20 protein-coding genes are annotated in these 26,943 nt (G+C 39.4%); 1 reads left to right on the forward strand and 19 read right to left on the reverse strand.

Annotated features, from left to right (window positions below; genetic code table 11):
- Nucleotides 1–2: 2 nt before the first annotated feature.
- The 16 genes from gatB to IGI79_RS08055 form a co-directional block, all read right to left on the reverse strand.
- Nucleotides 3–1,433 carry an Asp-tRNA(Asn)/Glu-tRNA(Gln) amidotransferase subunit GatB gene (gatB, locus tag IGI79_RS07980; protein WP_065096855.1) on the reverse strand — a complete coding sequence of 477 codons (1,431 nt, stop codon included), beginning with the start codon at nt 1,431–1,433 and terminating at the stop codon, nt 3–5.
- On the reverse strand, nt 1,430–2,902 hold the full coding sequence (gene gatA, locus IGI79_RS07985; RefSeq protein WP_010735263.1) for an Asp-tRNA(Asn)/Glu-tRNA(Gln) amidotransferase subunit GatA: 1,473 nt from the start codon (nt 2,900–2,902) through the stop codon (nt 1,430–1,432). The genes gatB and gatA overlap by 4 nt, the downstream gene beginning before the upstream one ends.
- Nucleotides 2,902–3,207 carry an Asp-tRNA(Asn)/Glu-tRNA(Gln) amidotransferase subunit GatC gene (gene gatC / locus IGI79_RS07990; RefSeq protein WP_010735262.1) on the reverse strand — a complete coding sequence of 102 codons (306 nt, stop codon included), beginning with the start codon at nt 3,205–3,207 and terminating at the stop codon, nt 2,902–2,904. Before gatC ends, gatA begins: the two co-directional genes overlap by 1 nt.
- A gap of 93 nt (nt 3,208–3,300) precedes the next feature.
- Nucleotides 3,301–5,343 carry an NAD-dependent DNA ligase LigA gene (ligA, locus tag IGI79_RS07995; protein WP_065096854.1) on the reverse strand — a complete coding sequence of 681 codons (2,043 nt, stop codon included), beginning with the start codon at nt 5,341–5,343 and terminating at the stop codon, nt 3,301–3,303.
- A 20-nt stretch (nt 5,344–5,363) separates the two neighbouring features.
- On the reverse strand, nt 5,364–7,607 hold the full coding sequence (gene pcrA / locus IGI79_RS08000; RefSeq protein WP_065096853.1) for a DNA helicase PcrA: 2,244 nt from the start codon (nt 7,605–7,607) through the stop codon (nt 5,364–5,366).
- 413 nt (nt 7,608–8,020) lie between these two features.
- Nucleotides 8,021–10,171, reverse strand: coding sequence for a hypothetical protein (locus IGI79_RS08005; protein ID WP_195475998.1), 2,151 nt, complete (start codon nt 10,169–10,171; stop codon nt 8,021–8,023).
- 151 nt (nt 10,172–10,322) lie between these two features.
- Entirely contained in the window at nt 10,323–10,691 is a 369-nt protein-coding gene (locus tag IGI79_RS08010; RefSeq protein ID WP_195476000.1) for a hypothetical protein, read from the reverse strand.
- A 105-nt stretch (nt 10,692–10,796) separates the two neighbouring features.
- On the reverse strand, nt 10,797–13,001 hold the full coding sequence (locus IGI79_RS08015) for a hypothetical protein (protein ID WP_195273120.1): 2,205 nt from the start codon (nt 12,999–13,001) through the stop codon (nt 10,797–10,799).
- Nucleotides 13,002–13,857: 856 nt separating this feature from the next.
- Nucleotides 13,858–14,100 (reverse strand): LPXTG cell wall anchor domain-containing protein, encoded by a 243-nt coding sequence (locus IGI79_RS08020; protein ID WP_065096849.1) that lies wholly within the window; start codon nt 14,098–14,100, stop codon nt 13,858–13,860.
- Between the two features lie 21 nt (nt 14,101–14,121).
- A complete protein-coding gene (locus tag IGI79_RS08025) occupies nt 14,122–14,724 on the reverse strand; it encodes a hypothetical protein (RefSeq protein ID WP_108145451.1) in 603 nt (200 codons plus the stop codon).
- 28 nt (nt 14,725–14,752) lie between these two features.
- Nucleotides 14,753–15,217, reverse strand: coding sequence for a hypothetical protein (locus tag IGI79_RS08030; RefSeq protein ID WP_438846066.1), 465 nt, complete (start codon nt 15,215–15,217; stop codon nt 14,753–14,755).
- A gap of 62 nt (nt 15,218–15,279) precedes the next feature.
- Nucleotides 15,280–17,487 (reverse strand): hypothetical protein, encoded by a 2,208-nt coding sequence (locus IGI79_RS08035; RefSeq protein WP_438845829.1) that lies wholly within the window; start codon nt 17,485–17,487, stop codon nt 15,280–15,282.
- A gap of 404 nt (nt 17,488–17,891) precedes the next feature.
- Nucleotides 17,892–19,823, reverse strand: a complete 1,932-nt coding sequence (locus IGI79_RS08040; RefSeq protein WP_438845830.1) for a PTS fructose transporter subunit IIABC — start codon at nt 19,821–19,823, stop codon at nt 17,892–17,894.
- Between the two features lie 18 nt (nt 19,824–19,841).
- Nucleotides 19,842–20,756 carry a 1-phosphofructokinase gene (pfkB, locus tag IGI79_RS08045; RefSeq protein WP_108145453.1) on the reverse strand — a complete coding sequence of 305 codons (915 nt, stop codon included), beginning with the start codon at nt 20,754–20,756 and terminating at the stop codon, nt 19,842–19,844.
- Nucleotides 20,753–21,505 carry a DeoR/GlpR family DNA-binding transcription regulator gene (locus IGI79_RS08050; RefSeq protein WP_065097101.1) on the reverse strand — a complete coding sequence of 251 codons (753 nt, stop codon included), beginning with the start codon at nt 21,503–21,505 and terminating at the stop codon, nt 20,753–20,755. Before IGI79_RS08050 ends, pfkB begins: the two co-directional genes overlap by 4 nt.
- A 254-nt stretch (nt 21,506–21,759) precedes the next feature.
- Nucleotides 21,760–23,085 (reverse strand): hypothetical protein, encoded by a 1,326-nt coding sequence (locus tag IGI79_RS08055; protein WP_438845831.1) that lies wholly within the window; start codon nt 23,083–23,085, stop codon nt 21,760–21,762.
- 126 nt (nt 23,086–23,211) lie between these two features.
- Here IGI79_RS08055 and IGI79_RS08060 point away from each other — a divergent pair, with 126 nt between their 5' ends.
- Entirely contained in the window at nt 23,212–23,361 is a 150-nt protein-coding gene (locus IGI79_RS08060) for an SPJ_0845 family protein (protein WP_010735255.1), read from the forward strand.
- Nucleotides 23,362–23,429: 68 nt separating this feature from the next.
- On the opposite strand, the gene yihA is transcribed toward IGI79_RS08060, so the two are convergent.
- From yihA to tig, 3 genes are all read right to left on the reverse strand, one after another.
- The gene (yihA, locus tag IGI79_RS08065) at nt 23,430–24,017 is read right to left on the reverse strand and encodes a ribosome biogenesis GTP-binding protein YihA/YsxC (protein ID WP_029594239.1); all 588 of its coding nucleotides are present in this window, start codon (nt 24,015–24,017) and stop codon (nt 23,430–23,432) included.
- Nucleotides 24,018–24,132: 115 nt separating this feature from the next.
- The gene (clpX, locus tag IGI79_RS08070) at nt 24,133–25,380 is read right to left on the reverse strand and encodes an ATP-dependent Clp protease ATP-binding subunit ClpX (protein WP_065097099.1); all 1,248 of its coding nucleotides are present in this window, start codon (nt 25,378–25,380) and stop codon (nt 24,133–24,135) included.
- 187 nt (nt 25,381–25,567) lie between these two features.
- Entirely contained in the window at nt 25,568–26,854 is a 1,287-nt protein-coding gene (gene tig / locus IGI79_RS08075) for a trigger factor (protein ID WP_010735252.1), read from the reverse strand.
- Between the last annotated feature and the right edge of the window lie 89 nt (nt 26,855–26,943).

Raw genomic sequence — 26,943 nt, forward strand, 5'->3', positions numbered from 1 at the left:
CTCTATCGTTTCGCTAATTCTTCATTTAGCAATTTGTTGACCACACCTGGGTTTGCTTGTCCTTTAGTAGCTTTCATGATTTGTCCAACTAAGAAACCGACTGCACGGTCTTTTCCGTTTTTGAAATCATCAACAGATTGTTGATTGTTATCTAAGATTTCATTGATGATCGGTAATAACTTCGCTGGGTCAGATAATTGGACCCAACCGTTTGCTTCAACAACACTTTGTGCATCTCCACCATTCATGATCAACTCACGAAAGACTTTTTTCGCAATTTTAGAGCTGATCGTGCCATCTGCGATCAAAAGAATCATACCCGCTAAGTTTTCAGGTGTTAGTTTCGTTTCAGCTAATTCCAATTTCTCACTGTTTAAGTATGCTGATACTTCACCCATCAACCAGTTGGAAGCTTGTTTGGCATCTGCTCCGTTTTCCAATGTTGCTTCAAAGAAATCAGACATTTCTTTTGATAGCGTCAATACTTTCGCATCATACTCTGGTAAGCCTAATTCGTTGATGTAGCGTACCCGACGAGAAGCTGGCATTTCTGGTAAGCTTGCTTTCACTCGTTGGATCCATTCGTCATCGATCACGAATCTTGGAATATCAGGTTCTGGGAAGTAACGATAATCACTTGACCCTTCTTTGACACGCATCAAGATCGTCTTATTCGTTGTTTCATCAAAGCGACGAGTTTCTTGTTGGATCTCTCCACCAGATAATAATACTTTTGCTTGGCGTTTTTCTTCAAATGCTAAACCTTTTTTGACAAAAGAAAGGGAGTTCAAGTTTTTCAATTCTGCTTTTGTCCCAAATTCTTCTTGTCCATAAGGGCGTAAAGAAATGTTCGCATCACAACGCATTGAACCTTCTTCTAATTTCACGTCACTGACTTCAGTAAATTGGATCACAGAACGTAAAGCTTCTAAATAAGCATAGGCTTCTTCTGGTGAACGCATGTCTGCTTCTGAAACGATCTCGATCAATGGTGTTCCTTGTCTGTTTAGATCGACATAAGAGTATCCACCGATGCCGTGCATGTTTTTCCCTGCATCTTCTTCTAAATGCACACGTTCAATGCGGATTTTTTTCTTTTTACCTTCCACTTCGATCTCGATCCAGCCATCATGACCGATTGGTTGATCGAATTGTGAGATTTGGTAAGCTTTGGGATTGTCTGGATAGAAATAGTTTTTGCGGTCAAAATGAGTATCTTTCGAAATTTCGCAATTCAATGCTAACGCTGCACGCATCCCAAATTCCAGCGCTGCTTTATTCATTACTGGTAAAACTCCAGGGTATCCCCAGTCGATCACATTGGTGTTGCTGTTTGGTTCAGCACCAAAATGCGCAGGAGCTGGAGAGAAAATTTTTGAGTTGGTTTTTAATTCCACATGGACTTCAAGTCCAATGACTGTTTCAAAATTCATTCGGCTTTCCCTCCTAAAATAGCTGGTTGTTGACGATGGAACTCTGTCGCTTGCTCAAACGCATAAGCTGCTTGATACATGGTTTTCTCTTCGAAATAATTACCGATGATCTGTAAGCCAACTGGTAACCCTTCCGATAAGCCTGCAGGTACTGACATACCTGGTAGTCCTGCCAAGTTCACTGGGATCGTCAAGATATCACTCATATACATCGTGATTGGGTCGTTGATATTTTCACCAAGACCGAACGCAACTGTTGGTGAAGAAGGGCCGATGATCAAATCATAATCCGCGAAAACTTTTTCAAAGTCACGCTTGATCAATGTACGGACTTGTCCTGCTTTTTTGAAATGCGCGTCATAGTAACCTGCACTCAATGAGAACGTTCCTAACATGATCCGGCGTTTTACTTCTTCTCCGAAACCTTCAGAACGTGAATTGACATAAACGTCATCCAAGTTCTTGACATCTTCTGAACGATATCCATAACGAATACCGTCAAAACGTTGCAAGTTCGAACTTGCTTCAGATGAAGCAATGATATAGTAGACAGCCACGCCATATTTTGAATGAGGTAAGCTAACTTCTTCTACTGTTGCACCTAATGAACGGAATGTTTCAGCTGCTTTAAGAATTGCTTCTTTCACGCCTTCATCGACACCTTCACCTAAGTATTCTTTAGGTAAAGCAATCTTCATTCCTTTAATGTCACCAGACAAGCCTTCTGCAAAGTTAGGGACAGATACACCAGATGAAGTACCGTCTTTTTCGTCGTAGCCACTGATTGCGGTCAATGCTAATGCGTTATCTTTGACTGTCCGGGTCATTGGACCGATTTGGTCTAAAGATGAAGCAAATGCAATCAAACCGAAACGGGAAACACGACCATAAGTTGGTTTCATTCCTACGATTCCATTGAAAGCGGCTGGTTGGCGGATACTTCCACCAGTGTCACTACCTAGAGAAACTGGCACTTGTCCTGCGGCAACTGCAGCTGCTGAACCACCAGATGATCCGCCAGGAACTTTTGTTTGATCCCAAGCGTTCTTTGTTTTTTTGAAGTAAGAAGTTTCGGTACTTCCGCCCATTGCAAATTCATCCATGTTCAATTTACCAACAGGGATCATGTCTGCTTCGTATACTTTTTCCATGACTGTCGCATCGTAGATCGGTTCAAAATTATAAAGGATCTTTGAAGCTGCTGTCGTTAAAAGATCTTTCGTCACGATATTGTCTTTGATACCGATCGGGATACCTGAAAGAACATTGTTTTCGTCGATACCTTTTTCGTCCAAAGCTTTGGCTTGGGCTAAAGCTTTCTCTTCATTCAATGTGATAAATGCATCGATCGCGGGTTCTGTTTCCTTGATGCGATCAAATGTAGCTCTCACTAAGTCTTGTGCAGTGATTTCTTTTGACACTAATAAGTCGTGTAGTTCTTCTAATGAACGATTGTATAATTCTGTCATTATGCGCCAGCCTCCCCATTATCGATGATTGCTGGTACTTTGATGAAACCATCTTCTTTTTCTGGTACATTTTTTAATAATTCATCTCTGCTCCAACCTAGTTGTGCACGGTCTTGTCGCATGACGTTGACAGTCTCAACGACGTTTGATGTAAATGGTACGCCTTCTGTGTCTACTTCTTCCAGCATTTCTACCATGTCAATGATTTTTCCTAATTGGTCAGTAAAACCTGCGCGCTCTTCGTCGGCAAATTTCAATTTGGCTAACTTCGCTACATGTTTTACTTGTTCTTCACTAATCGCCATAGTACCCCTTCTTTCCTAAATGAAAACTTTGCTTCTTATTTTAACATAAGAAATTCGCATTCTGAAATTCTTTCTTGAAATTTATCTGAAAAATTATTCTGCTTCCTCAGCAGGATGACTCTCTGCTAACGCTTCAGCCATCTGATCTTCCGTCCAAACCTCGACCCCTAACTCTTGGGCTTTCGTTAATTTACTACCTGCATCTTCGCCAGCGACAACGATATCCGTTTTTTTAGAGACGCTGCCAGTGACTTTTCCACCAAGGTTTTCAATTGTTTCTTTGGCTTCTTCTCTTGTGAATCGAGTTAATTTGCCTGTCAACACGATCGTCTTGTTTTTGAACGGCGATTCTACTTCTTTCAGCTGTGTCAAACGAATGCCTTTGTATTCAAGGTTGACACCTGCTTGTTTTAACTCTTCCATCAGTTCATGAACTTCTTCATTGTCAAAATAAGTGACTACACTATCCGCAATGATATCACCGATCGCATCTAATTGGATGATCGATTCAAAATCGCTGCGACTCAAAGTTTCTAAATCACCAAAATGCTCCGCTAAGATTTTTGCAGCTTTTGCGCCAACATGACGGATACCTAAACCAAAGATCAAACGTTCTACCGAGTTCTCTTTGCTATTGTCGATCGCTGTTAAAATATTATTCGCTGATTTTTCTTTGATTTTATCTAACGTCAATAATTCTTCTTCTGTTAGTTTATAGAGATCAGCAACATCAGCGACTAACTTCTTGTCATACATCTGTTCCAAGACTCTTGGCCCTAAGCCATCGATGTTCATCGCATTTCGGGAAACGAAATGGTTCAGTCCTTCTTTCATTTGTGCGGGACACTTTGGATTGATGCAACGCAAGGCAACTTCTTCATCTAAATGAACCAACTCACTGTGACAGACAGGGCAATGTTCGGGCATTTTATAAGGCTCGCTGTCTTTTGGACGTTTATCTAAAATGACTTGTGCGACTTCAGGGATGATATCCCCTGCCTTGTAGATTTGGACAGTATCATTCAAGCGGATATCTTTCATTTGGATATAATCGCCATTATGCAGACTAGCACGGCTGACTGTCGTACCAGCCACACGAACCGGTGTCATGATCGCTGTCGGTGTCACTACCCCCGTTCTGCCGACCGTCCATTCGATTTCTTCGATGACCGTCTCTACTTCTTCAGGCGGAAACTTATAGGCAGTCGCCCAACGTGGGGCTTTGACTGTAAAACCTAATTGGTCTTGCAATGAAAAATCATTGACTTTAATCACGATCCCGTCAATCTCGTAAGGGAGATCTTTACGTTTCTCATGGTATTCTTCAATGAACGCCCAAACTTCGTCGATTGAATGACAAAGACGTTTTTCATGGTTCGTATGGAAACCGATCTTGTCTAATTCTTCTAACGCTTCGTATTGCGTCGTCGCTTGCATCGGTCCAAAATCTGCTACGGTATATAAGAACGTATCAAGATTTCTTTTCGCTGTGATCTTGGAATCTAACTGGCGCAATGAACCTGCTGCTGCATTACGGGGATTGGCAAAGACTGGTTTGCCTTCTTCTTCATTTTTTTGGTTCAATTTAACGAATGAACGTTTCGGCATAAAACATTCACCACGTACTTCGATACTCATCGGTTCTTTTAATTTGATTGGAACAGAACGCACCGTTTTTAAGTTTTCTGTGATATTTTCGCCGACCGAACCATCTCCCCGAGTCGCTCCCCGTACAAACTCACCATTCTCATATCGTAAAGATACCGATAGACCATCGATTTTCAGTTCACAACAATAATCGACTGGACGGCCGATTGCTTTTTGGACACGTTGATCAAATGCTAAGAGTTCTTCTTTATTGAAGACATCGTTCAAACTATATAATGGAATGTCATGTGTGACTTTTTCAAATGAGGAAAGAATCTTTCCACCTACCCGTTGGGTCGGTGAATCTGCGGTGATCAGATCTGGATATTGTTCTTCGATCGCCACTAATTCGGCATAGGTTTTGTCGTAGATATAATCTTCTACCGTTGGTTGGTCCAACACATAATACTCACGAGACCAACGATCTAACTGCACTCTGAGTTCTTCTGCTTTTTTTGTCGCTTCATCGATCGTCATTTCGTGTTCCATCTTTTTCTCCCCCTATTGAACTAAACTTTTTCGATTGGTGCAAAAGCGGCTAATACACGTTTGACTCCTTGACTTGGAAATGCAATATCAAGCTCAAGGTCTTTTGCATCACCACTAACTCTAACCACTGTACCAGGTCCCCATTTTTTATGTTTGACTTTATCTCCTGGCTTCCAACCACCTGTTTCGCCACCTGTAGCGACTTTTGCTGATACACCTGTTTTTGTCGGCTGTTGGTACTTAGGTGTCGCGTTATTCGCACGAAAAGGCGACGGTTGAGAGGCATTGGATGTTGGTCGCATCCCGTGGATATCTAATAATTCTTGATCGATTTCTTCTAAAAATCGTGAAGGTCGATTGTATTGCGTACGGCCATATAAAGTCCGTGAAAACGCATTGGTCATAAATAATGCTTCTTCCGCCCTGGTGATCCCTACATAGGCCAAACGGCGTTCCTCTTCCAGTTCACTTTCCTCCATCAAGGCACGAGAAAGTGGAAAGACACCTTCTTCTAGACCGATCAAAAAGACGACTGGAAACTCTAGACCCTTCGCAGCATGTAAGGTCATCAATGTCACTTGCTTCGTTTCTTCTTCTAAGCTATCGATATCTGATACAAGTGCAAGGTCATTTAAAAAGACGACCAGCTTGTCCTCTGGCGAATCAGCATTCTCTAGCCCTTCTTTTTCAAATTGTTTATCAAATTCTTGAGTCACCGTCAAAAACTCTTCTAAGTTTTCGATACGTGCTTGGGATTCTAACGTATTTTGGATTTTTAGATCATCCAAATAGCCACTACGGTCTAAGACTTCTTTGGTTAACTCTGTAACGGTCAAATAAGGGATCATTTCAGTCAATTGATGCATCATCTCGCCAAAAGAGCCTAACTGTGTTCCTGCTTTTCCGCCGATGTTCGCTAACTCAACATTTCTTGCAGCCTCTAACAACGGCCATTCGTGCATCGTGGCAAAACTACGAAGTTTTTCCACTGATCCTGGTCCAATCCCACGTTTTGGTGAGTTGACGATCCGCTCAAAACTCAATGAATCTTGAGGATTTGCCATCACATTAAGATACGCCAAAACATCTTTGATTTCTTTTCGATCATAGAATTTGTGACCTCCAACCATTTTGTACGGAATATTGGCTTTTAGTAAGGTTTCTTCCATGACACGCGATTGGGCATTTGTTCGGTAAAGAATAGCAAAGTCTCCATAATTACGACGATTCGTCTGGATCTCTTCTTGCATTCTTTCTACAATAAAACGTGTTTCGTCACGCTCATTGTCTGCTCGATAGTACGTGATTTTGTTACCGTCTTGGTTTTCTGTCCAAAGATTTTTGGGTTTACGATTGCGGTTGTTTTCGATGACTTGATTCGCTGCATTCAAGATCGTTTTCGTTGAGCGATAATTTTGTTCTAACAAGATCACCGCAGCATCTGGATAATCTTTTTCAAAATCCAAGATGTTTTGCATATCTGCTCCGCGCCAGCCGTAAATACTTTGATCTGCATCCCCAACTACACAAAGATTTCTGAACCGTCCAGCTAATAGATTGACTAGCGTATATTGTGCGTGGTTCGTATCTTGATATTCATCTACATGGATGTAATGGAATTTATTTTGATAATACGTCAATGAATCTGGATGCTCGTTAAATAAACGGATCGTATTCATGATCAGATCATCAAAATCCATACATTGGTTGTATAGGAGTTCTTTCTGATATGCTGCATAACATTTTGCGGCAATTTCTTCATAATAACTGCCTTGCATTTTGGCAAAAGCCTCTGGTGACAACAAACTATTTTTTGCTTGCGAGATCGATCCTAACAAGCTTCTTGGATCGTATTTTTTAGGATCAATATTCAACTCTTTCAAAATTCGTTTCATCAATGATAATTGTTCCGAAGAATCAATGATCGTAAAGTTTCGATTATAGCCGATATAATCCACATCTCGTCTTAAAATACGGACACACATCGAGTGAAAGGTAGAGACCCAGACATCTTCACCACCTGTTTCTAAAATGGCATTGACCCGTTCTTTCATTTCTTTCGCCGCTTTATTGGTAAAGGTGATTGCCAAAATATTCCATGGATTCACTTCTTTTTCTTCAATCAAATAAGCGATTCGATGAGTCAAAACACGTGTTTTTCCACTACCGGCACCAGCCATTAATAAAAGCGGGCCATCTGTATGTAGAACCGCTTCTTTTTGACGAGGGTTCATTCCCTTTAATAAGTTTTCTTTGGATGACATTCACAACATCCTTTCTATTATCAATCCTTCTAATTATAGCATTAACCCCCTATTCGATAAAGGGAATCTTCTTGTAAAACGTCTTCAGCATTACATTAGTCATTGATTCAAGAATAGTCTGACGCATAGTTAAATCACTTCAGCAAAAAGCCAGAATTTGAGACACCATGAAGGGCCACTGACTATCATGCGGAAACTGAATAAACGGCGGAAACAAAATAACCTCTGCAGAAATAAGGCAACACCCACAAAAATGTAAGAACAATTTTTGAGATGCCGCCTTATTTAGCGAGGCTAATATTTCTGTTCCGACCGCTATTTTTGACTATTCGTCTGGAAACATCGTTTATCTCTTTTCAACTAATTGATCAACAGTATCTACCGATGATTGCTTGACTTCTTAGCGCTAATTTTCAACTCTGGGCAGTTAATGTGTAGATGAATCGATACCTTACATCGTGTTTATCAAAAATCGGACCAGAATACTCTCCCTTTAGATACAACATTAATGGATCGTTAACGAAAGGTAATACTTCAATTGAATCGGATTGGTTCTCACCAAGGGTCAATGGACCGGAATGTTGTCCATTCGTCGCTGCTAAATGGAGGCGTAAATGTTTGTGTGCATCCTGCAGCACATCATTCACTAAGGTCACTGGTGTTTCTTCAATTGAATGTTCCGTGACTTCAGTGACTGAAAAATCGATCGGAAAATTACTACGGCTGATAATTGGTTGAGCGGCTGCCAGTTCATCAAATTCTCCTGCTTCACGGGCAGTAAAGAATTTCTCCAATGGCACTTCCACACTCAACACACTCTTAGGCACATCAACTACGATTTCCTTCCACAAACTATTACTCAAATATTTCTGGAGTTCTGGATCTTCTTGCATGACTCCGGTTACCTTCACATAGACATAGTAGGTGCCAGCGTGTAATTTTTCTTGTTTCCACGTTCGTTCAGTCTCTGACGTTTCAATTGCTAACACACCGCTAGTTGCAGGGGTGGTAGTAGTAATCTGCGTTTGAGCCGCTTCTGTGTTGATGGACGTCCCTGACCAAAGTGGTTCTTTACTCAGTATGAATTGATGATTCGTCAACGGACGGTTGCTCGGTGTTACCGTCTCTATTGTCGTGGTCAATTCACTCAAATCTAAATCAACTTCTGGGCTAGTATCAACTGTTTGGATATCGAATTTTTTTTGGTAAATCACTTCATTTGTTACACCGATCGTAGACAAATCAAATAGTTGCCCTGTGGTGATATCTTTCGAAACTGCTTGACCATACCGATCCTGCGCATTGAATTGGTAGCCACCAATTTCTCCAGATTCCCCATCCAAACGATTGAATTGAAATCCTCCCAGTGAACTAACCACAATCGTACTTCTTTTTTTAAACCTGATCAATTCAGGTTCATTGACATTAAACATGACTTTAGAGCTAGGCGTAAGTATGGGCGAAAAATCCGAATTAGTATTGAAAGTCAGCTGTGCATCTTTTTCAACATTTATTACTGATGTAGCCGTTGAGACCTGCTGTGCAAGTCCAATATTTGCAGACCCACTACTCTCATAGACCAAACGACTCCCTTGTCCTACATATAGATCATACCCTACAGGTGTAATCCCTAGCTGGGGAATATTGGCATTAATGATAACTTCCGAATTATCTTCCAGTTGGATTTGTAATCTTTGGTCAGTGGAACTTTGCCCGGTTGCTAATCGAGGGTAAAATATTGCTGAATTGGGGAGACTACTTCCAGAATTTAGATGCGTTATAGAATTTTCTGCAAATGTCACATGCCACATATCGATTATTGAACTCTGCGGTATAAGAAAAGCATCTTCGACAGCGATTGTATTTTCTCCGTAAAAAGTAATCGTCGATTCCTGATTTTCCGTAAAAAAACGACGCCCCACATAATTTGAATAGACCGTAATATTTTCGACACTTAAATGAAATGGAATCGAAGCATTGGCAGAAGTCACTATTCCAGATGCAGGAAGGGTACTTATCTCGTTTCCTCCTCCATTGATATAACCCTCTTTTCCAAAATTGAGATTTTTTATCGTCATATTGATATTTGGCGTTTGTATACGGAATAAATAGGTGCCTTGATTTTGACTAGAGGCATACATATAAAATCCTTGACCATCAATAATGACCTCCTTATAGATATCATATAGCGATGAAGAAACAAAAATAATATCCGCGGTGAACTGGATATGGTATGGCCCTGCACCGGAATCCGTATTTATCGCATTCATTGCTTCACTTAATTCGGTACGGGAAGCTACTGTAAAAGGATCCGCTTCTGTTCCAGTTCCTCCAATCGCTCTGGCTAATCTACTGCTTCCTGATGGACTTCCTTCCCTCCTTTCATTTCCTAAAACCGAGTCATCTGCCTCTTGGTTCTCCTCTCTTTTTTCACTTTGAGATAGACTCTGTTCGATCGTTTGATCTGCTAAATTATTTTCCGCATAAACCGCTTGATTTAAAAACAATAGCGGAATGAATAATACAAAAATCCAATTGATGAACTGTTTTTTATATAGTTTCATTTTCCCCTCCATGTACCAGTCTTTTTGTATTGATTGACAGCTATGTGAACCTCCACTTTAAGTATTGATAGTAATCATAAACGACATGGCTAGATGATGTTTACTGTTTTCTCAACTTGATCCTTCATTTCCTTTCATTAGATAAACTAAATCATTTGTCCATTTTACGATCTATAATGTGATAGCTGATTACAGCAATTACCAGAAAAATACCAGTCCAAGTGACAAATAAAGGTTCCGATTGCTCATTAGTTTTCGGAAAATAATCAATCGTTTGCGTTTCAACTTTGATCGGTATCTGGGTATTTACTTGAGTATCTGTCAACACGACGGTGCTTGTATCCTTTGTTTGTTCCTGTTGTTCAGAGGTGGTCGTTTGATCCGTCGTTGATGTACGCTCCTCAGAAGAACTACTCTCTGTTGACGGCTGACTTTCACCAGGTGATGGTTTACTTTCTTCAGTGGGCGGTCGACTATCAACAATACCTAATTCGCCTTTTAGCTCTATATTTGTCTCCATACTATCCCTTACCTTCCTCTACTCAACGATAATCAGCTTCAAACGTTCCTCTTATATCAACAAAAATCAAACATCATAACTGATTAGCTGCTCATTTCCACTTGATTATTTGGCTGTCAACTGATAAACAAATGAATAGCTGACCTCATGTTTTTGCTGGAGTCCCCCAGCATATTCTCCCTTGAGATATAAATGCAACGGATTATCTAAAAATGGGAGTATTTCGATGGGAGATGCTTGATTCAGTCCCACAACTAGAGGACCAGAATCTTGGTTATTTGTCGTCCCTAAGTGCAAACGTAGCTGTTTGTTTGCGCCAGGTAAAATTTCATTCACCAATGCCACAGGCGAATCTGTGGTATGTTCCACGACTTCGGTAACCATTAGATTGATTGGAAAATTACTACGGCTGACAACCGGTTGAGACGATTCAAACGTATCAAATGGCCCTTCTTCACGAATTTTAAATATTTTTTCTAAAGGAACTTCGACATTTAATGGACTTTTCGGCATTTCGATAACGACTTCATACCAAGAGCTTTCACTTGTCAAATGGGCTAGTTCAGGATCTTCTTGTAGTTGACCAGTCACTTTCACGTAGACATAATAGGTACCAGCATAAAGTTTTTGCTCTTGCCAAAAGCTTTCGGTAGAGGAAGATCGAACAGCAACCATACCATTCGTTGTTAAGGTAGCATTGTTGATTTGAGTTTGTGCAGCCTGCGTATTGATTGAACTGCCTGTCCACAACCGTTGCTTACTTAATTTGAAATCGTACTTTGTTAGCGGTCGCTCAGGCGGCCTCGTTGTATTGATAGTAGTGGTTAAATTACTTAGATCTATACCCACCTCTGGTTCTACTTGAACCTCGTCGATCACAAAATTTGGCTGATAGATAATATCATACGTGCCAGAACTCCCACTATATATATTAGTTAAATCCCTTGATACTGCCGTATTTGGAAATACACTTAAAGTGCCAAGTTGCGTATTGGCATACCTATAGCTAACTTGGTAATGACCACCAAACGCACTTGCTGTGTCCAGTCGATTAACTGCAAATATCCCTCTCCCAGCTAATGTTTGTCTTGAAGCTGCTCTAAAAGCGATATATTTTGGTTTATTAGCCATAAATGTATAAGAATTGCCGATCATTGTTTGACTCTCATGTACGACAGTAGCGTTTGGTCCAACAAGTATCATTGTTCCAACAGCATTCGCATATTGAGTGTGATAAATCATATAGGATGAAAAAGCTGTCGGGTGCGTCGTATGAATGAATAGTCTCGCCTCTTCCCTTATATCCATTCTAATAGAATTTATCGCAGATATTGCTTTAGGAGTGGGTGTTACTATGGATAATTCGGCATTTCTGTCAATGACAAATGGTTCGTTTAAACTAGCATTACTCAAGTAAAAACAGTAATCGATCGTAGAACTTGAAGGTTGCATTCCCTCAATTACAGTCGTTGAATTTTCCGCAAAGAATACTTGGTGGTTGATGACAAATCTTCCCGAATTTCTAAATGAATTGTGCCCTTTAAATGTCACTCTTGCTGCAGAAATCACATCAAAATATACTGTTCCATAGTAATTGATATTTTCAATAATTACAGATACATCATAAATAGAAGATGGGCTAACACTTTCTCTATAGATCAAACGAGACGGATTTTTATTATAGAGCATATTGTTCCCATCCATCAGTGTATCACTGCCAAAATTCATGTTTCTGAGTGTAACAGTTAACCCTGCTACAGCGACATTAAATAATCTTTCAGCTCTAGAGGGGCTGTCATTATTATGCAATACATAATAGCCTTTCCCATCAATTATTACGTCTTTGTGAATATTAAAAACAATGGTGGCCCCGTCATAAATAATATTTCCAGTTAACTCAATATAATAGATCCCAGTACCAGAATCATTTTGAATCATAGCCAAAGCGCTGATCATTTCGGCCTGAGAACCTACCAAATAAGGATCAATCTCAGTTCCACTTCCTGCATAGGCAGTAATTGAATGATCGGAGCTATCATTTAAAATTGTTGCTGGTATAACATCCTCATCGTTTTTATCGGAAAAGCTTTGTTGAGAGTCTGTAGGGATTTCGTCTGTTTCTTCCTGCGACCGGCTATCAGCTTCTGTTGGTATATTTATTGAATCATTCGAGATAACACTTTCTGAATTGTTAATAGTTGCTGGTTTGTCGCTTTCCATTTTATCCGTTAGTGCATAATGCTGACTCATTGTAGAGCTAGTAAAACAAATAATAGAAACAAAAATAAGTAAACGTGATAATTTTTTCATAACGACCTCCTTTTCTTCCCGTTAGTCTAGCTTTCTCGTCCGATCATCGCGAGGTTAATCGGCACAGAAACTCTCCATTGCTCTTATGTCGCTCATGAATCAATGATAAAACTCTTCCTATTGCTTCAAGCATGCTTTACCCCTTTATAGACAATCAGATCACAAACAATAATCGAGTAAGTTTTACTGGTACTCCTTGCTATCTCCATATTGATTAAAATAAGATTAAATAAAGATTGCAAAATAATGATACTACATCATTTTATTTGTAGTCAAAATATGTTCTATTGCAAAACGCTGAAAACAACTGTTATATAAACAATAAAAAAATAATATCTCTCCTATCAAAATATTAGGGGAGGTATTATCGTAGCTAAACAGCCGAACCATTCAAACTTGATCCATATTTACGGATGTACAAATTGTACAAAACAATAACAAATAATTTTTTAGTCTCATAGATGATACTCATTTTTTAAGGTTGTTTATGCAATAAGTGCCACATGAAATCTATGTATCGCGTCAACCGATCTTTGTCATTAGTAGAATTCAAATCAGTAGGAAATATTACTAGTACAATATGTTTGATTCAAATTGCCAAAAAACGTGGCGAATGAGTAGCTGTTTTCGATACATGCTAAAGCTTTATTCACAACATCGCTATTTTTGGTTTTCGATAGCGTTTACGTTTCTTTTGAATTAAGCAAGTGCTACCTATTAAGGTCTTTTTGCTGACGATATAAAAAAGAACAGAAAAGAGATGTTCATCTACTTTCTGTTCATTTTATTTGAAACTTTCTCAATACCTACTCTTTTGGATTTTTGAGCATTTATTGTGTAAGTCTTACTTCTTGAATCATGTATTATCCAATTGCTGTCTTAGGAACCATACCCCTACTATCATAAAAATCAACACGAATCCTAAAAGCGAAAGATATATACCTGTTTGATCATTTGTCTGGGGCATTGGTTGAACCACCTTCACTTCTGTACGAGCCACCTGATTTCTTTCGGTCGTGGGTGATTCGTCGGGTGATGGTGTAAGTGCCGGCGTTTCTATACCTAGCCTTCCATTCAAGTCAATCGTTGTAGTACTCATAGCATCCCTTCTAACTTAGGTTTAAAAGTTCACGGCGTCTAATTGCAGTGTTAGTGTAAATGACGGACTTGCTTCTGAAACATCAGGTGACGTGACAGCACCCCTATAACTAAAAGTTGTAGCGCTCGGGTTTGTGGTATTACCAGTAGCTGTCAACCTTCCTTCATGATTTGCTAAAGTGAACATCACTCCGGATGATTCAGGTACGAAATCTTCCAGTTGACCGGTGGTGATCAATCTTCTTGATGCTGATAAAGGTGATGGTGAAACAATATCTAAGGCAGAGATCGCGGAATAATCGCCAGAATTGCTTGCGAAATTTTTAACTGACACGGCTACTGGCCGACCAGAATTATTAGCGATAGTGTAGGTTGGTGAATTTATGCTGGTTGTGCCTGCAAGATTATAAAAAATCGTCGCAGTGTCCAGTGTGACATTGATCCAATTGGTATCACCTTCTTCGATTTCTTCTTCAGGATCTGTATTGTCTAATCCCAAAGAACCGTTGATTTGAATATCTGCCGTTGGTTCTCCAATAACATCCGTTGCTAAAATCGTCGTTGGCGAGAACGCTCCCGCAGTTGTTCCTAAAACGAATAAACTTGCTAATAATTTCTTTTTCATCCTAATATTCCCCTGTCTATTGTATTTTTTATTCGATGATTAGTGTTACCCCAGCTGCTACTTGTCCTTTTTTTTGATTCGTATCTGGATCGTACAAGCTAAACATTGCTACAGATGGATGTTCTCCTTTCTCCAGTGACTGTTCAAGTGTCACCTCTTTTATTTCATACCCTGGCTGGATTGCGCCAGATGTATAAACAAGTTCATCGTTACTCTGTTTTCGTATTTCCACATTGATGGGATGGCCATTTTCAAGTGGGTTCTTGATCATCAATTCACCTTGCAGCGTTCGGTGATTAAACGTCGCCTCTGGTGAAATAATTAGATTGAATTTACTTCTATCAACTGCTGTTTGCGATAATTCTAACAACTCTTCTTCTGAGATTCGTTGCGCATCTTTTCCATCTGGAAGGAATTCCCCACTAACAAGTGTCACTGGTTCGGGCGTTTCTTGTGAAAAATGGCGGTAAAGCAGCCAACCGGCAATTAGCATTAAGAAAAGCATGAATATGATGATAATTTGTTTTTTACGTTTTTGATCCATTTCTTCTTCCATTAATCCTCATCTCCTTTTGCTGATAGCGTATAAGTTAGTCGAAAATCTACTTCATGCTTTTTAAAAATAGACCCAGAAAATTCGCCCTTTAAAAAAAGTTCCAGCGGATCAGTTAAGAAAGGCTGTAGTACCATCGCGTCTAGTTTGTTTTCACCTATCACCAATGGTCCTAATTTTTGTCCATCCGTTGCCCCAATATTAAGCAATAAATGATCGTCACTCACTTCATTGATCTGATCGACTAAAGTGATCGTCGGGTTTGCCGAACGGTTCGTGACAGAAGTGACAGAAAAATCAATTGGGAAATTGCTATGACTAATGATTGGTTGACTGTGTTCAATTTTATAGAAAGTCCCTGATTCACGAATATCAAACAGTTTCTGCAAAGGAACTTCCACATGGATCGGACTTCGGTCAATCGTAATTTGCTTTTCTTCCCATAGACTCTCACTTGCAAAAAGTTGCATTTGCGGATCGTCATTGACCGCTGCAGCGACCTGAACATAGACATAGTATGTTCCAGCCCGTAACTGACCATTGTGCCATGACAAGTTCGTAGATTTTTCAGCGGCGACAACACCTGATGTATCAAGTGTTGCCTGGTCGATGGCTGCTTGTGCGCTATCCGATGTAATTGAATCACCGCTCCACAGACGCTCTGTACTCAACTTATAATTCACTTTTGTCAAGATACGTCTAGCCGGTTCATAGGAATCGATCTTAGTGAGTAATTCGCTTTTACCAATACCAACATCCACCACATTGTCCCAAGTCACTTGGATACCTTTTTGATAGACCGCTTGTCGCAAGGCAGTATGGCTAAACTGGTTGTCCGCTAATGTTTGAGAAACTCTTCCAGGAACTTCTCTTCTTTGTAAGTTTTGTGCTTGATTTAAATAATAAAACTGATAGTCACCAACCTCACCCAAAATTCCATCTAATCGATTGAATGCCATATTTCTTGCAAATAACCCATTAGTATTTCCAGTATTTTGGAAACGAATAAAGTCCGGTTCGTTAACATTAAAAGTAACATTCCCTCCTGAATTGATTCGACCATGACTTAAAAATGTAGCTTGTGCATTTTTTTCGATATTGATCGTGGTAGATCGCGCATTGGAGAAAATCAAAGGACGGTTAGCTGCTTGTTGATAAAAGAACTTCGCACTGTCTGCTATCGTAAAAATGACATCTGCCCCAAAAGTAAAGTTTTGCTTGGAAGAGATAATATGGACTTCTGCATTTTCTTCTACTGTAATGCGTAAACGACCATCGCTACCAGCCGATCCCCCAGTTCCATAGGCAAAAAAGAAACCGGTATGTAGTTCTGTTTGATGGTCGATCGTCGTTTTCGATCCTTCAGCAAAAATGACATTATAGCCTTCCATAAATTCCTGACTACTTGTACCCGCTCGGCTAGTGAATGTATTTTCTCCTTTGAATACAAACCTTGATTGCTGATTCCATGTTAAAAATGGTTGAGCACCCGTACGTGCATGATAATTTACGTTTTCTAAAATTGCGGTAAAGATGATCCCTGTCGTTCCTGCTGAACCAATGATGCCATAATACGTATTGTTGTCATACACTCGCCCCGACGCATCTGTTAAAGTATCACTACCAAAATTCATATTTCGTAATGTCGCTTCTATCCCTGAAGTTCTGATGCGAAACCCTGTATTACTTGCAATCGTACTTGCATTATTGGCATATAACATATGAAACCCTTGTCCGTCGATCACTACATTTTTATGGATATCAAAAACATCTGAGGCATTATAAAAAATGTTGTTTGTCAAGCGGACGTAATAGATCCCAGTGCCTGGATCTGTTCGGATCGTATTCAAAACATTTCTTAATTCACTCGCCGTTCCAGCGAGAAATGGATTTGCTTCTGTGCCTAGATGATCCCCTCTCAAGTTGATTCCTTCCTCATTTTGTAAAAAAGCACTGCTTCCTGTTTCCTCTTTTAGTCGTTCCTCTCTTTCAAAATTTTCCTTGTTCTCTACCTCATACGAATACTCTTTTTCACTATCGCTTTGTTGTATTATTTCTTCATCATTTTCTAATTCAGATTCGTAATAGCTCTCATTTCCAATTGAAACATCATTTTTAATAACTTCAAAATAAACATCATCCGCATAGTTATTTGTCAAAGGAACAAACAAAAAGGTAAAAAAGCCAATAAAAAAAAGGAATTTAATCAAAAAAAATTACCTCCCTACCATTAATATATAAATATAAAATAATGTGCATAAGATTAAACTTGTATGATAAAACGATAATACTACAACGGTAAATAAAGTGTCAATAAATAACTTTTGTGTTTTTTAATAACTTCTATTCCTAATTCTAATGATTAAACTGTTCGGATTTTCACAGATAAAAATACTCGTGATTCTGTTTGATCAAGGCTATCATGGTAGGTATGATAGCAAAAGTTCGGTTAACCTTATTCTCCCACTTATTTATGTACTAAAGACTACAATGCGCTATTAAAAGCATATGAGAAAACGCATGTGCTTCTCCAACGGAAAAGTCTTTTCTAGAACAAAAAAAATACGGACCAGAATAGATTCTGATCCGTACTTTTACTGTTTTGAATTAAGAACTATGCTACTTTGACTGCATCTGGTGATTTTCTTAAAGCACCATAAATTACTCCTGAAACAATTGCACCAATTGCAATGAATACAAGATACATAATCGGATGACTTAGTAAGAAGACAACGAAGATCCCGCCATGTGGTGCTAACAATTTGATACCAAACGCTCCTACTAAACCACCTGTCAATGCAGAACCAATAATGAAACTTGGAATGGCTCTGATTGGATCAGCTGCGGCGAATGGAATTGATCCTTCGGTTACGAAGGAGAGACCCATGACAATGTTTGTCAACCCAGCATCTTGGTCTGTTTTACTAAATTTATTTTTAAACAAACGTGTTGCAACGAAGATAGCTAATGGTGGAACCATTCCTCCTGCCATAACGGAAGCCATCACAACACTACCACCAGTTGCGACAGTGGTTGCTAATGTTGCTGTACCGAACACATATGCTGCTTTATTGATTGGTCCACCTAGATCGGCAGCCATCATCCCAGCAAGTAACGCACCTAATAATGCAGCATTTGAACCGCTAAGTCCAGATAAGAAACTATTCAAACCATCATTCAGTGCTTTCATCGGTACATTGACCATCAACATCAAGAAACCGGTAATCAATAATCCAAAAACAGGATAGAATAGAATCGTTTTGATTCCTTCCAGTGACTTAGGCAAGTTTTTAAACAATTTACGTAAGAAGACGATCACATAACCTGCTAAGAAACCACCGATCAAGGCACCTAAGAACCCAGCACCGCCAGTATTTGCTAATGCTCCCGCTGCAAAACCAACGATCAATCCAGGACGGTCACCAATACTTGACGCAATGAATCCAGCTAAAACTGGTAACATAAAGCCAAATGCGGCTTGTCCAATTTGATTGAACCAGCTTGCCGCTTGGTTGTAATTCCCAAGGTTGGCTAATTGATCTTGTGGTACACCCATGAATTGGTCGACCATGAATGATAAGGCAATGGCAATCCCACCACCGATAACGAATGGTAACATGTGAGAAACACCGTTCATCAAATCTTTATAGATTCGTTGGCCGATCGTTCCATCTGCATTTCCTTCGTCAGAAGAATTTTCTTTTCCATCACCATGGAAAACTGGTGCTGAGCCGCTGACAGCTAAGTTGATCAATTCTTCAGTTTTTCGAATACCGTCACTTACTGGACGATTGACTAATTCTTTTCCGTCAAAACGATTCATTTCGACTTTTTTATCAGCCGCAATGATGACGCCATCTGCACGAGCAATATCTTCAGCAGTCAAACGGTTTTTGATTCCTTCTGAACCGTTTGTTTCAACTTTGATCTCAACACCCATCTCTTTGGCTTTTTTCTTCAGCGCATCTTCAGCCATGTAAGTATGGGCGATCCCTGTCGGACATGCAGTAACTGCAACAACGAATTTTTTGTTAGATGAAGCCGCTGTTTGTGCTGCTTCTTCTTGTTCTGCTACCGCTTCTGCTTCTTTTTGTTGTTCAGCTGTTTGGAACAATTCTTGGACTTCTTCCGGTGTTCCTGCTTCTTTTAATTTTCCAACAAAATCTGGATCGATCAATAAACGTGATAAGGCAGCTAATGCTTGCAAATGTGTGTCGTTTGCTCCTTCTGGTGCGGCGATCATAAAGAATAAGAAAGTTGGTTGACCATCTAGTGCTTCATAATCTACGCCTTTCTTGCTTTTCGCAAACAAAACTGTTGCTTCTTTGACAGCAGCGTTCTTCGCATGTGGCATTGCAATGCCATCGCCTAGCCCAGTGGATGTTTGAGCTTCACGAGCTAAGATCCCTTGTTTATAAGTTTCGATATCTGAGATACGACCTGCATCATACATTTTTTGGACCATTTCATCGATGGCGCCTTTTTTATCAGTTGCCTGTAGATCCATGATCATCGCATCTTTGATCATTAAGTCTTTGATTTCCATGATTTATCCCCCACGATATTAATCAATTTTTGTTATTTCTACTTCTGGTAACAATTCATCAATGAATGGGCGAACCGCTAAATCATCCGAAAAAGCAGTTGCACTTCCACATGCCACGCCCCACTTGAACGCTTCTACCGCATCTCTATGTTTGCTATATGAACCGATAAAACCAGCAATCATCGAGTCTCCGGCACCCACTGAATTTTTCAATGGTCGAACTAATACATTGGAACGGTAGGTTCCTTCTTTTGTGAACAATAAAGCACCATCGCCAGCCATTGAAATCAACACATTTTTTACTCCTTCTGCCAATAATTTCTTGCCGTAAGGAATGATATCTTCAACGGAATGGAATGTCACATCATACAATTCAGCTAATTCGTGATTGTTTGGTTTGATCAACAACGGTTCTTTTTTTAATGCTTCTTTCAAATCATCGCCGGTAGTATCGATCACAAACTCAGCACCTTTGTCGCGGATGATCTCAATCAATTCTTGATAGAATCCAGCACGTAAACTCGCAGGTGCGCTTCCTGATAATACCACGATATCGTCTGCTCCAACTGTTGCTAATTCTGCTTTCAACCGTTCAATGGCTTGATCCGAGATTGTTGGTCCTTGTCCATTGATCTCTGTTTCAGAATCAGACTTTAATTTGATGTTGATCCGAGTATCTTCTTCCACTTGTGTAAAAGCTGTTGCGATTTGTTCTTCTTTCAACCAGTCAGAAATAAAATTCCCAGTGAAACCACCAAGAAATCCTAAAGCGGTCGAATCAGAATCGATGCGCTTCAAAATACGGGAAACATTGATCCCCTTTCCTCCAGGGACTTTGAAATCTTCGGTCATTCGATTTAAATCACCGAGTTTTAATCCATCTACTCGTACGATAAAATCGATGGATGGATTAAGCGTTACTGTATAAATCATTGATTTGCCTCCTTAATTGTCGTCCGTTCACTGTAGTCGTCAAGAAATTCTAGTGGACAACGCTCGGTTATGATCGTGGCATCTTGCAGTGGTGCAACAGAAACAAAGGTTTGCTTATTGAACTTCGTATGGTCAAGTAAAACATAACTATCTTGGGCATTTGTAATGGCTAAGCGTTTGACCGCTGCTTCTTCTGGATCTGGGGTAGTGAATCCACGTTCAAGATGAACGCCATTCATTCCCATAAATGCTTTATTAAAATGGTAAGCCTGTAATTGGCTAAGTGTATTAGCTCCTAACACTGCATTCGTTGAGAGTTTCACTTGCCCCCCTAGGACGATCGTTGAGATTTGTAGATCAACTAGCGCGGCAGCATGTTTCACTGAATTGGTCACCACAGTGATCTGTTTATCTTTTAAAAAAGGAATCATCTCTAACGTGGTTGATCCTGCATCAAGATAAATGACTTCCTCATCGTTCACCAGTTCTGCTGCTAATCGTGCAATCATTTGCTTTTCATGAACGTTTTTGAGCGTTTTTTCACTCATGTTTTGTTCAAAACCTAAAAGATCCTCTTTTTTTGCTCCTCCATGGATACGTTGCAATAAACCTTCATCTTCTAACTCTTGAAGATCCCGTCTAATCGTTGATTCAGAAGCATCTAACAAGACTACTAACTCTTGGGATTTGACAATTTTATGTTGTTCCAATAGTTGTAGGATTTTCTGTTTACGTTCTTCTGTAAGCATTTCCACGATCACCTCACGATAGATTCTAGCATATTTTTATTTAACATTCAACAAGATTCATTCAAAAACATTCAAAAACGATAAAAATCTTGAATACACACGTAACTTCAACTACAAGTAAGAAAGCATCCACAAAATCATACTTCAATTTTTGTGGATGCCTTCTGATATTTTAGATTTTAAACTACTTTACCATTTCTCTTTTCCGATCATCTCAGTATGATCCAGCTTTTCTTGCAAATGATTGAAATCAGCTAATTTTTCTGCATCAATAGATTCCCAGACAATTCCGCTTGATCTAACAAGACGACCCGAAGACGTTTTTTTCCTTGAACTGCATCAAAGCTTAAACGTCCTCTTCTCTTGCGTATTCGTTTGAATTGGATCTCTGATAATCGATTGCGGATCTCCTCGATGGGAAAATCAGCTAAAAACTTAGTCGGCAAATAAATACGCAATGAGGTCAAATAGTCTTGGTACATTTCATCGGGGGCTTCAACATTCAAGTATTCATTAATATAATAACTATAAGCATCGATCCCCTTGTCTAACATGAATGTTGGATCGATCACTTTATAACAGATCAACTGGCTATGGCTTTCATCGACCCAAGGAAAAAATGCTTGACGATTCAGGACACCTCTCGCTCTTTTTTCTTTGTAATCGTAAGTAGCAAAATCATAGCTTCTTGTTACGAAAAATGTTGCTTTCTTCTTTTCTGTTGGTTGCATCAAATGATTTTGATACTGGACCGCTTGCAAGGAGTCCTGAGTATAGGCATACTCGACAAATGGCTCTTTCAGTAAACCAACGCCATTGTCCCACGACAAATGATCAAAGCCTAATTGATCTCGATAGTATTGTTGAAATTTTAAATTCGCTTCACTTTGCCAACGAAATGGCTCGCGATACAACTGGATACCAATGACTTGATTCTCGTATTGGGTGATTTCCTCCACCTGTTGCATTTCCAAAAAAATCTCTTTAGGGATCAGTCGATAATAATATTGACTATAATACATTTCCCAACAAGAAGTAAAACAACGCCCTTCTACGATTAGATCATAACCGGGAAACTGATTACAATCTACCTCAATCTGCCCATTTCGCCCTTTGATTTTAGGCAACTTCTCGATGTTCTCGGCAGATTCAAAGGATAAACGCTTCTCGATTTCTTTCGTATTATGATATAAATATTCTTCGACACTTCTCATATAAGCAAAAATACCATTTTTTTGCATTTTTGTTTGAAGATAGTTTCGAATCACCGATTCATTTTTTTGAAATATCTGCCACAAAAACTGATAATCAATTTGGAGATGATGATAGCCAAATTCGAAACGGCAAGTGAGATCATTCTGATAAATTTCAAACCAACCGATCTCTTCATCAGAGACTTCTTCTAAGGCTTTTTTTAGTGCAATTAAGGTATATGGTTCTTTCGTATGACGAGAGGTTTGGAAAAAGTCAGGGGTAAGTAAGATACGAGTCAGCATGGACCAATCATAGGCTTCTTCTTTTTCGTTCGTACGATCTCTGGTCAAGACGAGACGGAACATCATTTTTTCTTTCGACACCATATTTCTCACCTCTCTCAAATCTATTTATAATCAAATTATAACGAATAATAAAAAAAAACTAAAACTTTTCGTCTTATGCCACCGATTGAGGGGTAGCATGTTAAAATAAAGAAAGAGGTGATAAACATGGGATTGAAATTTGAGCGTACAGATAATTTCGACAAACTATTTGAATCTTTTGGCGTTGATCCGGAAAAGACCGTTGCTCCAAAAGAAGACATTGACCGCTTTTTAAAACCAAAAAGCGACCCAAAAAAAGACAAAAAAAAGAAATAAACAAAAAAGACTTGATGCCTTAGCTTTTGAAAGTTTGCCTTTCAACCTAAGTATCAAGTCTTATTTGTTTACTCGCTGATCGCGTCTTCGATCGCTTTCCACGCTTCTTCTTTTCCTTGTTTAGTTACAGAAGAAAATAAAATGAATGTGTCATTGCGATCGAAATTCAATGCTTTTTTAATTTCGCTTTCGTGTTTGTTCCATTTTCCACGAGGGATCTTATCTGCTTTTGTCGCAACAACGATCACTGGGATATCATAGTATTTTAAGAATTCATACATTTGGATATCTTCTTGCGATGGTTTATGGCGAACATCCACCAGTGACACCACTGCTTTTAATTGTTCTCTTGATGTCAAATAAGTTTCGATCATCTGTCCCCATTTCGCACGCTCAGTTTTAGAAACTTTCGCGTAACCATAACCTGGAACATCGACAAAATGCAACGCATTTTCGATCAGATAAAAATTCAGGGTTTGTGTTTTCCCTGGTTTACCTGATGTACGTGCGAGATTCTTTCGATCGATCAGCGTATTGATAAAGGAAGATTTCCCGACATTTGAGCGACCTGCTAAGGCAATCTCTGGTAGATCTGTTTCTGGATATTGTTTCGGTGCAACCGCACTGATCACAATATCCGCATGATGGACTTTCATATGCTCTCTCTCCTTCAAAGCGGCAAAGCGGCTCAATCCCTCTCCACTTTCTTCGACAGAATGAAAAGGAGTAGTCGAAAAAGCTGCTAAAACTTTCACGACTGCTCCTTTCATTTTATCCCGCTTTTTTTTCTGAGTCTTTGTAAATAACTGTTGGTTTGCCGGTAAGTTCGGCAGCTTCTTTTGTAATGATCACTTTTTCGATCGTTTCATCAGAAGGAATATCAAACATGACATCCATCATGATTTCTTCGATGATCGAACGCAAACCACGTGCACCAGTATTACGCTCAATTGCTTTTTTCGCAATAGCTTTTAGTGCTTCTGGTTCGAATTCTAAAGCAGTGTCATCTAGTGAAAGTAATTTTTGGTATTGTTTCACTAACGCATTTTTCGGTTCCGTCAAGATACGAACTAAATCGTCGGTTGTTAGTTTTTCTAACGCAGCCATTACAGGTAAGCGTCCGATAAACTCTGGGATCAAGCCGAACTTCAATAGATCTTCAGGAATGATATGTTGCATGACACTTTCATTTTCTGAAAGTTTTTGGTTCTGTGTACCGAAACCAATCGTTTTCTCGCCCATACGATTTTTTACGATTGTTTCGATGCCATCAAACGCACCACCGACAATGAACAACACATTCGTCGTATCGATTTGGATGAATTCTTGATGAGGATGTTTGCGTCCACCTTGTGGCGGCACACTGGCAACTGTTCCTTCCAAGATTTTCAGTAAGGCTTGTTGTACGCCTTCCCCTGATACATCGCGTGTGATCGATACATTTTCGCTTTTACGTGCAATTTTGTCGATCTCATCAATGTAGATGATTCCTTTTTCCGCACGTTCAACATTGTAATCAGCAGATTGCAAAAGTTTCAATAAGATATTTTCGACATCTTCACCTACATAACCCGCTTCTGTCAAACTTGTTGCATCAGCAATGGCAAATGGTACATTCAATGTTTTTGCTAATGTTTGTGCTAAGAATGTTTTACCTGAACCAGTTGGACCGATCAGGCAGATATTGCTTTTTTGCAATTCGACATCATCGCTGTCTTGTGCTTCTTGATTGACACGCTTATAGTGATTGTAAACAGCTACAGCCAATGAACGTTTTGCACGTTCTTGTCCAATCACATAATTATCCAATACTTCAAGAATCTCAGAAGGTTTCGGTACTTCAGTAAACTCTCGTACTGCTTCTTCATAGAATTCTTCATCAATGATTTCTTTACATAGGTCGATACATTCGTTACAGATGTAGACCCCCGGACCTGCTACGATTTTCTTTACTTCTTCTTGTGTTTTACCACAAAAAGAACAGCGTACAGTCTCATTACCACTTGGATTATCATACATGGTCTTCACCCCTTAACTTGCGTTGATTCGCAAGAAACTATCAAAGACTTTACAGTCTTTCCCTATCATACCATAATTTAAAAAAAAGCAAAAGTATCAAAGAAGTTTAAAACAAAACGAAAGAGTCTAGGCTTCATCTAAGCGCCTGGACTCTTTCATATAGATGCAGATCAACAATTCGATTCGCTTATTCTGCTTCTTTTGCTGTACTTGTAATCAATTCGATTGCTTTTTTCATGATCACATCATGTTTTAGCATATCTTCTGTCAATACACGTTTGATTTGGTCAATCGGCATATTGTAAGTTTCTGCTAATTCTTGGATCTCTGCAGTGATTTCTTCTTCTGTTGCATCTAAGTTTTCAGCAGCTGCTACAGCTTCGATCACAAGGTTTGTTTTTGTACGCATTTCTGCTTCTTCTTCAAACTGTTTGTGCAAGTCTTCTTCTGTTGAACCAGTTAATTGGTAGTACATTTCTGGTGAGATTCCTTGACGTTGCATGTTGTTCAAGAATTCGTCCATTGAACGGTGAACTTCATCATGGACCATGACATGTGGAAGATCAACGATTTCCGCATTTTCGACTGCCAATTTGATTGCTGCTTCATCTTTTGCATCTTCTGCAGCTTTTTCTTTCGTTTCAGTCAATTCTTTCATGTATTTTTCTTTTAATTCTGCTAATGTAGATACTTCATCGTCTACATCTTTAGCGAACTCATCATCTAGTTCAGGTACTTCTTTTGTTTTCACTTCGTGGATCGTTACTTTGAAGACTGCTTCTTTACCCGCAAGATCTTCTGCTTGATAATCTTCTGGGAATGTCACAGTAACATCTAAGTTTTCGCCTGATTTGTGGCCAACTAATTGGTCTTCAAAACCAGGAATGAATGAACCTGATCCTAATTCAAGTGAATGGTTTTCGCCTTTTCCGCCTTCGAATGCTTCATCGTTGATGAAACCTTCAAAATCGATGACAACAGTGTCGCCATTTTCAGCTGCAGCATCTTCTTTGATGACTAATTCAGCTTGCGCTTCTTGTTCACGTTTAATACGTTCTTCAACGTCTGCTTCTGTTACTTCACGGTCTTGTTTTTCAACCACTAAGTCTTTGTAATCACCTAATTTTACTTCAGGTTTTACAGTTACTTCTGCTGTGATCGTCCAGTCTTGACCTTTTTCCATGCTTGCTACATCGATCTTAGGTTGAGAAACTGGATCGATTGCTGCTTCTTTAACAGCTGCTTCATATGCTTCAGGTAAGACAGCGTTCAATGCATCTTCGTACAATGCTTCTTCTCCGTACATACGGTTGAATACTTGACGAGATACTTTTCCTTTACGGAATCCAGGAACGTTCAAGTTTCCTTTTACTTTATTAAAGGCAGTTGTCAATCCTTTTTGGATTTGGTCTTGCCCGATCGTAAATGTTAAAACACCATCATTTGTGCCTTTTTTTTCGAATGTTGCAGTCATTTATTTCCCTCCGAGTTTAGAAATTCATTTGATACATCAAAAACGTTTCATGCATACCTTTAAATAGTACACTAACCCTTCCAAATTGT

Origin of the sequence: Enterococcus sp. AZ084 (assembly GCF_051714905.1) — a bacterium.
GTDB classification, from domain to species: domain Bacteria; phylum Bacillota; class Bacilli; order Lactobacillales; family Enterococcaceae; genus Enterococcus_B; species Enterococcus_B pernyi.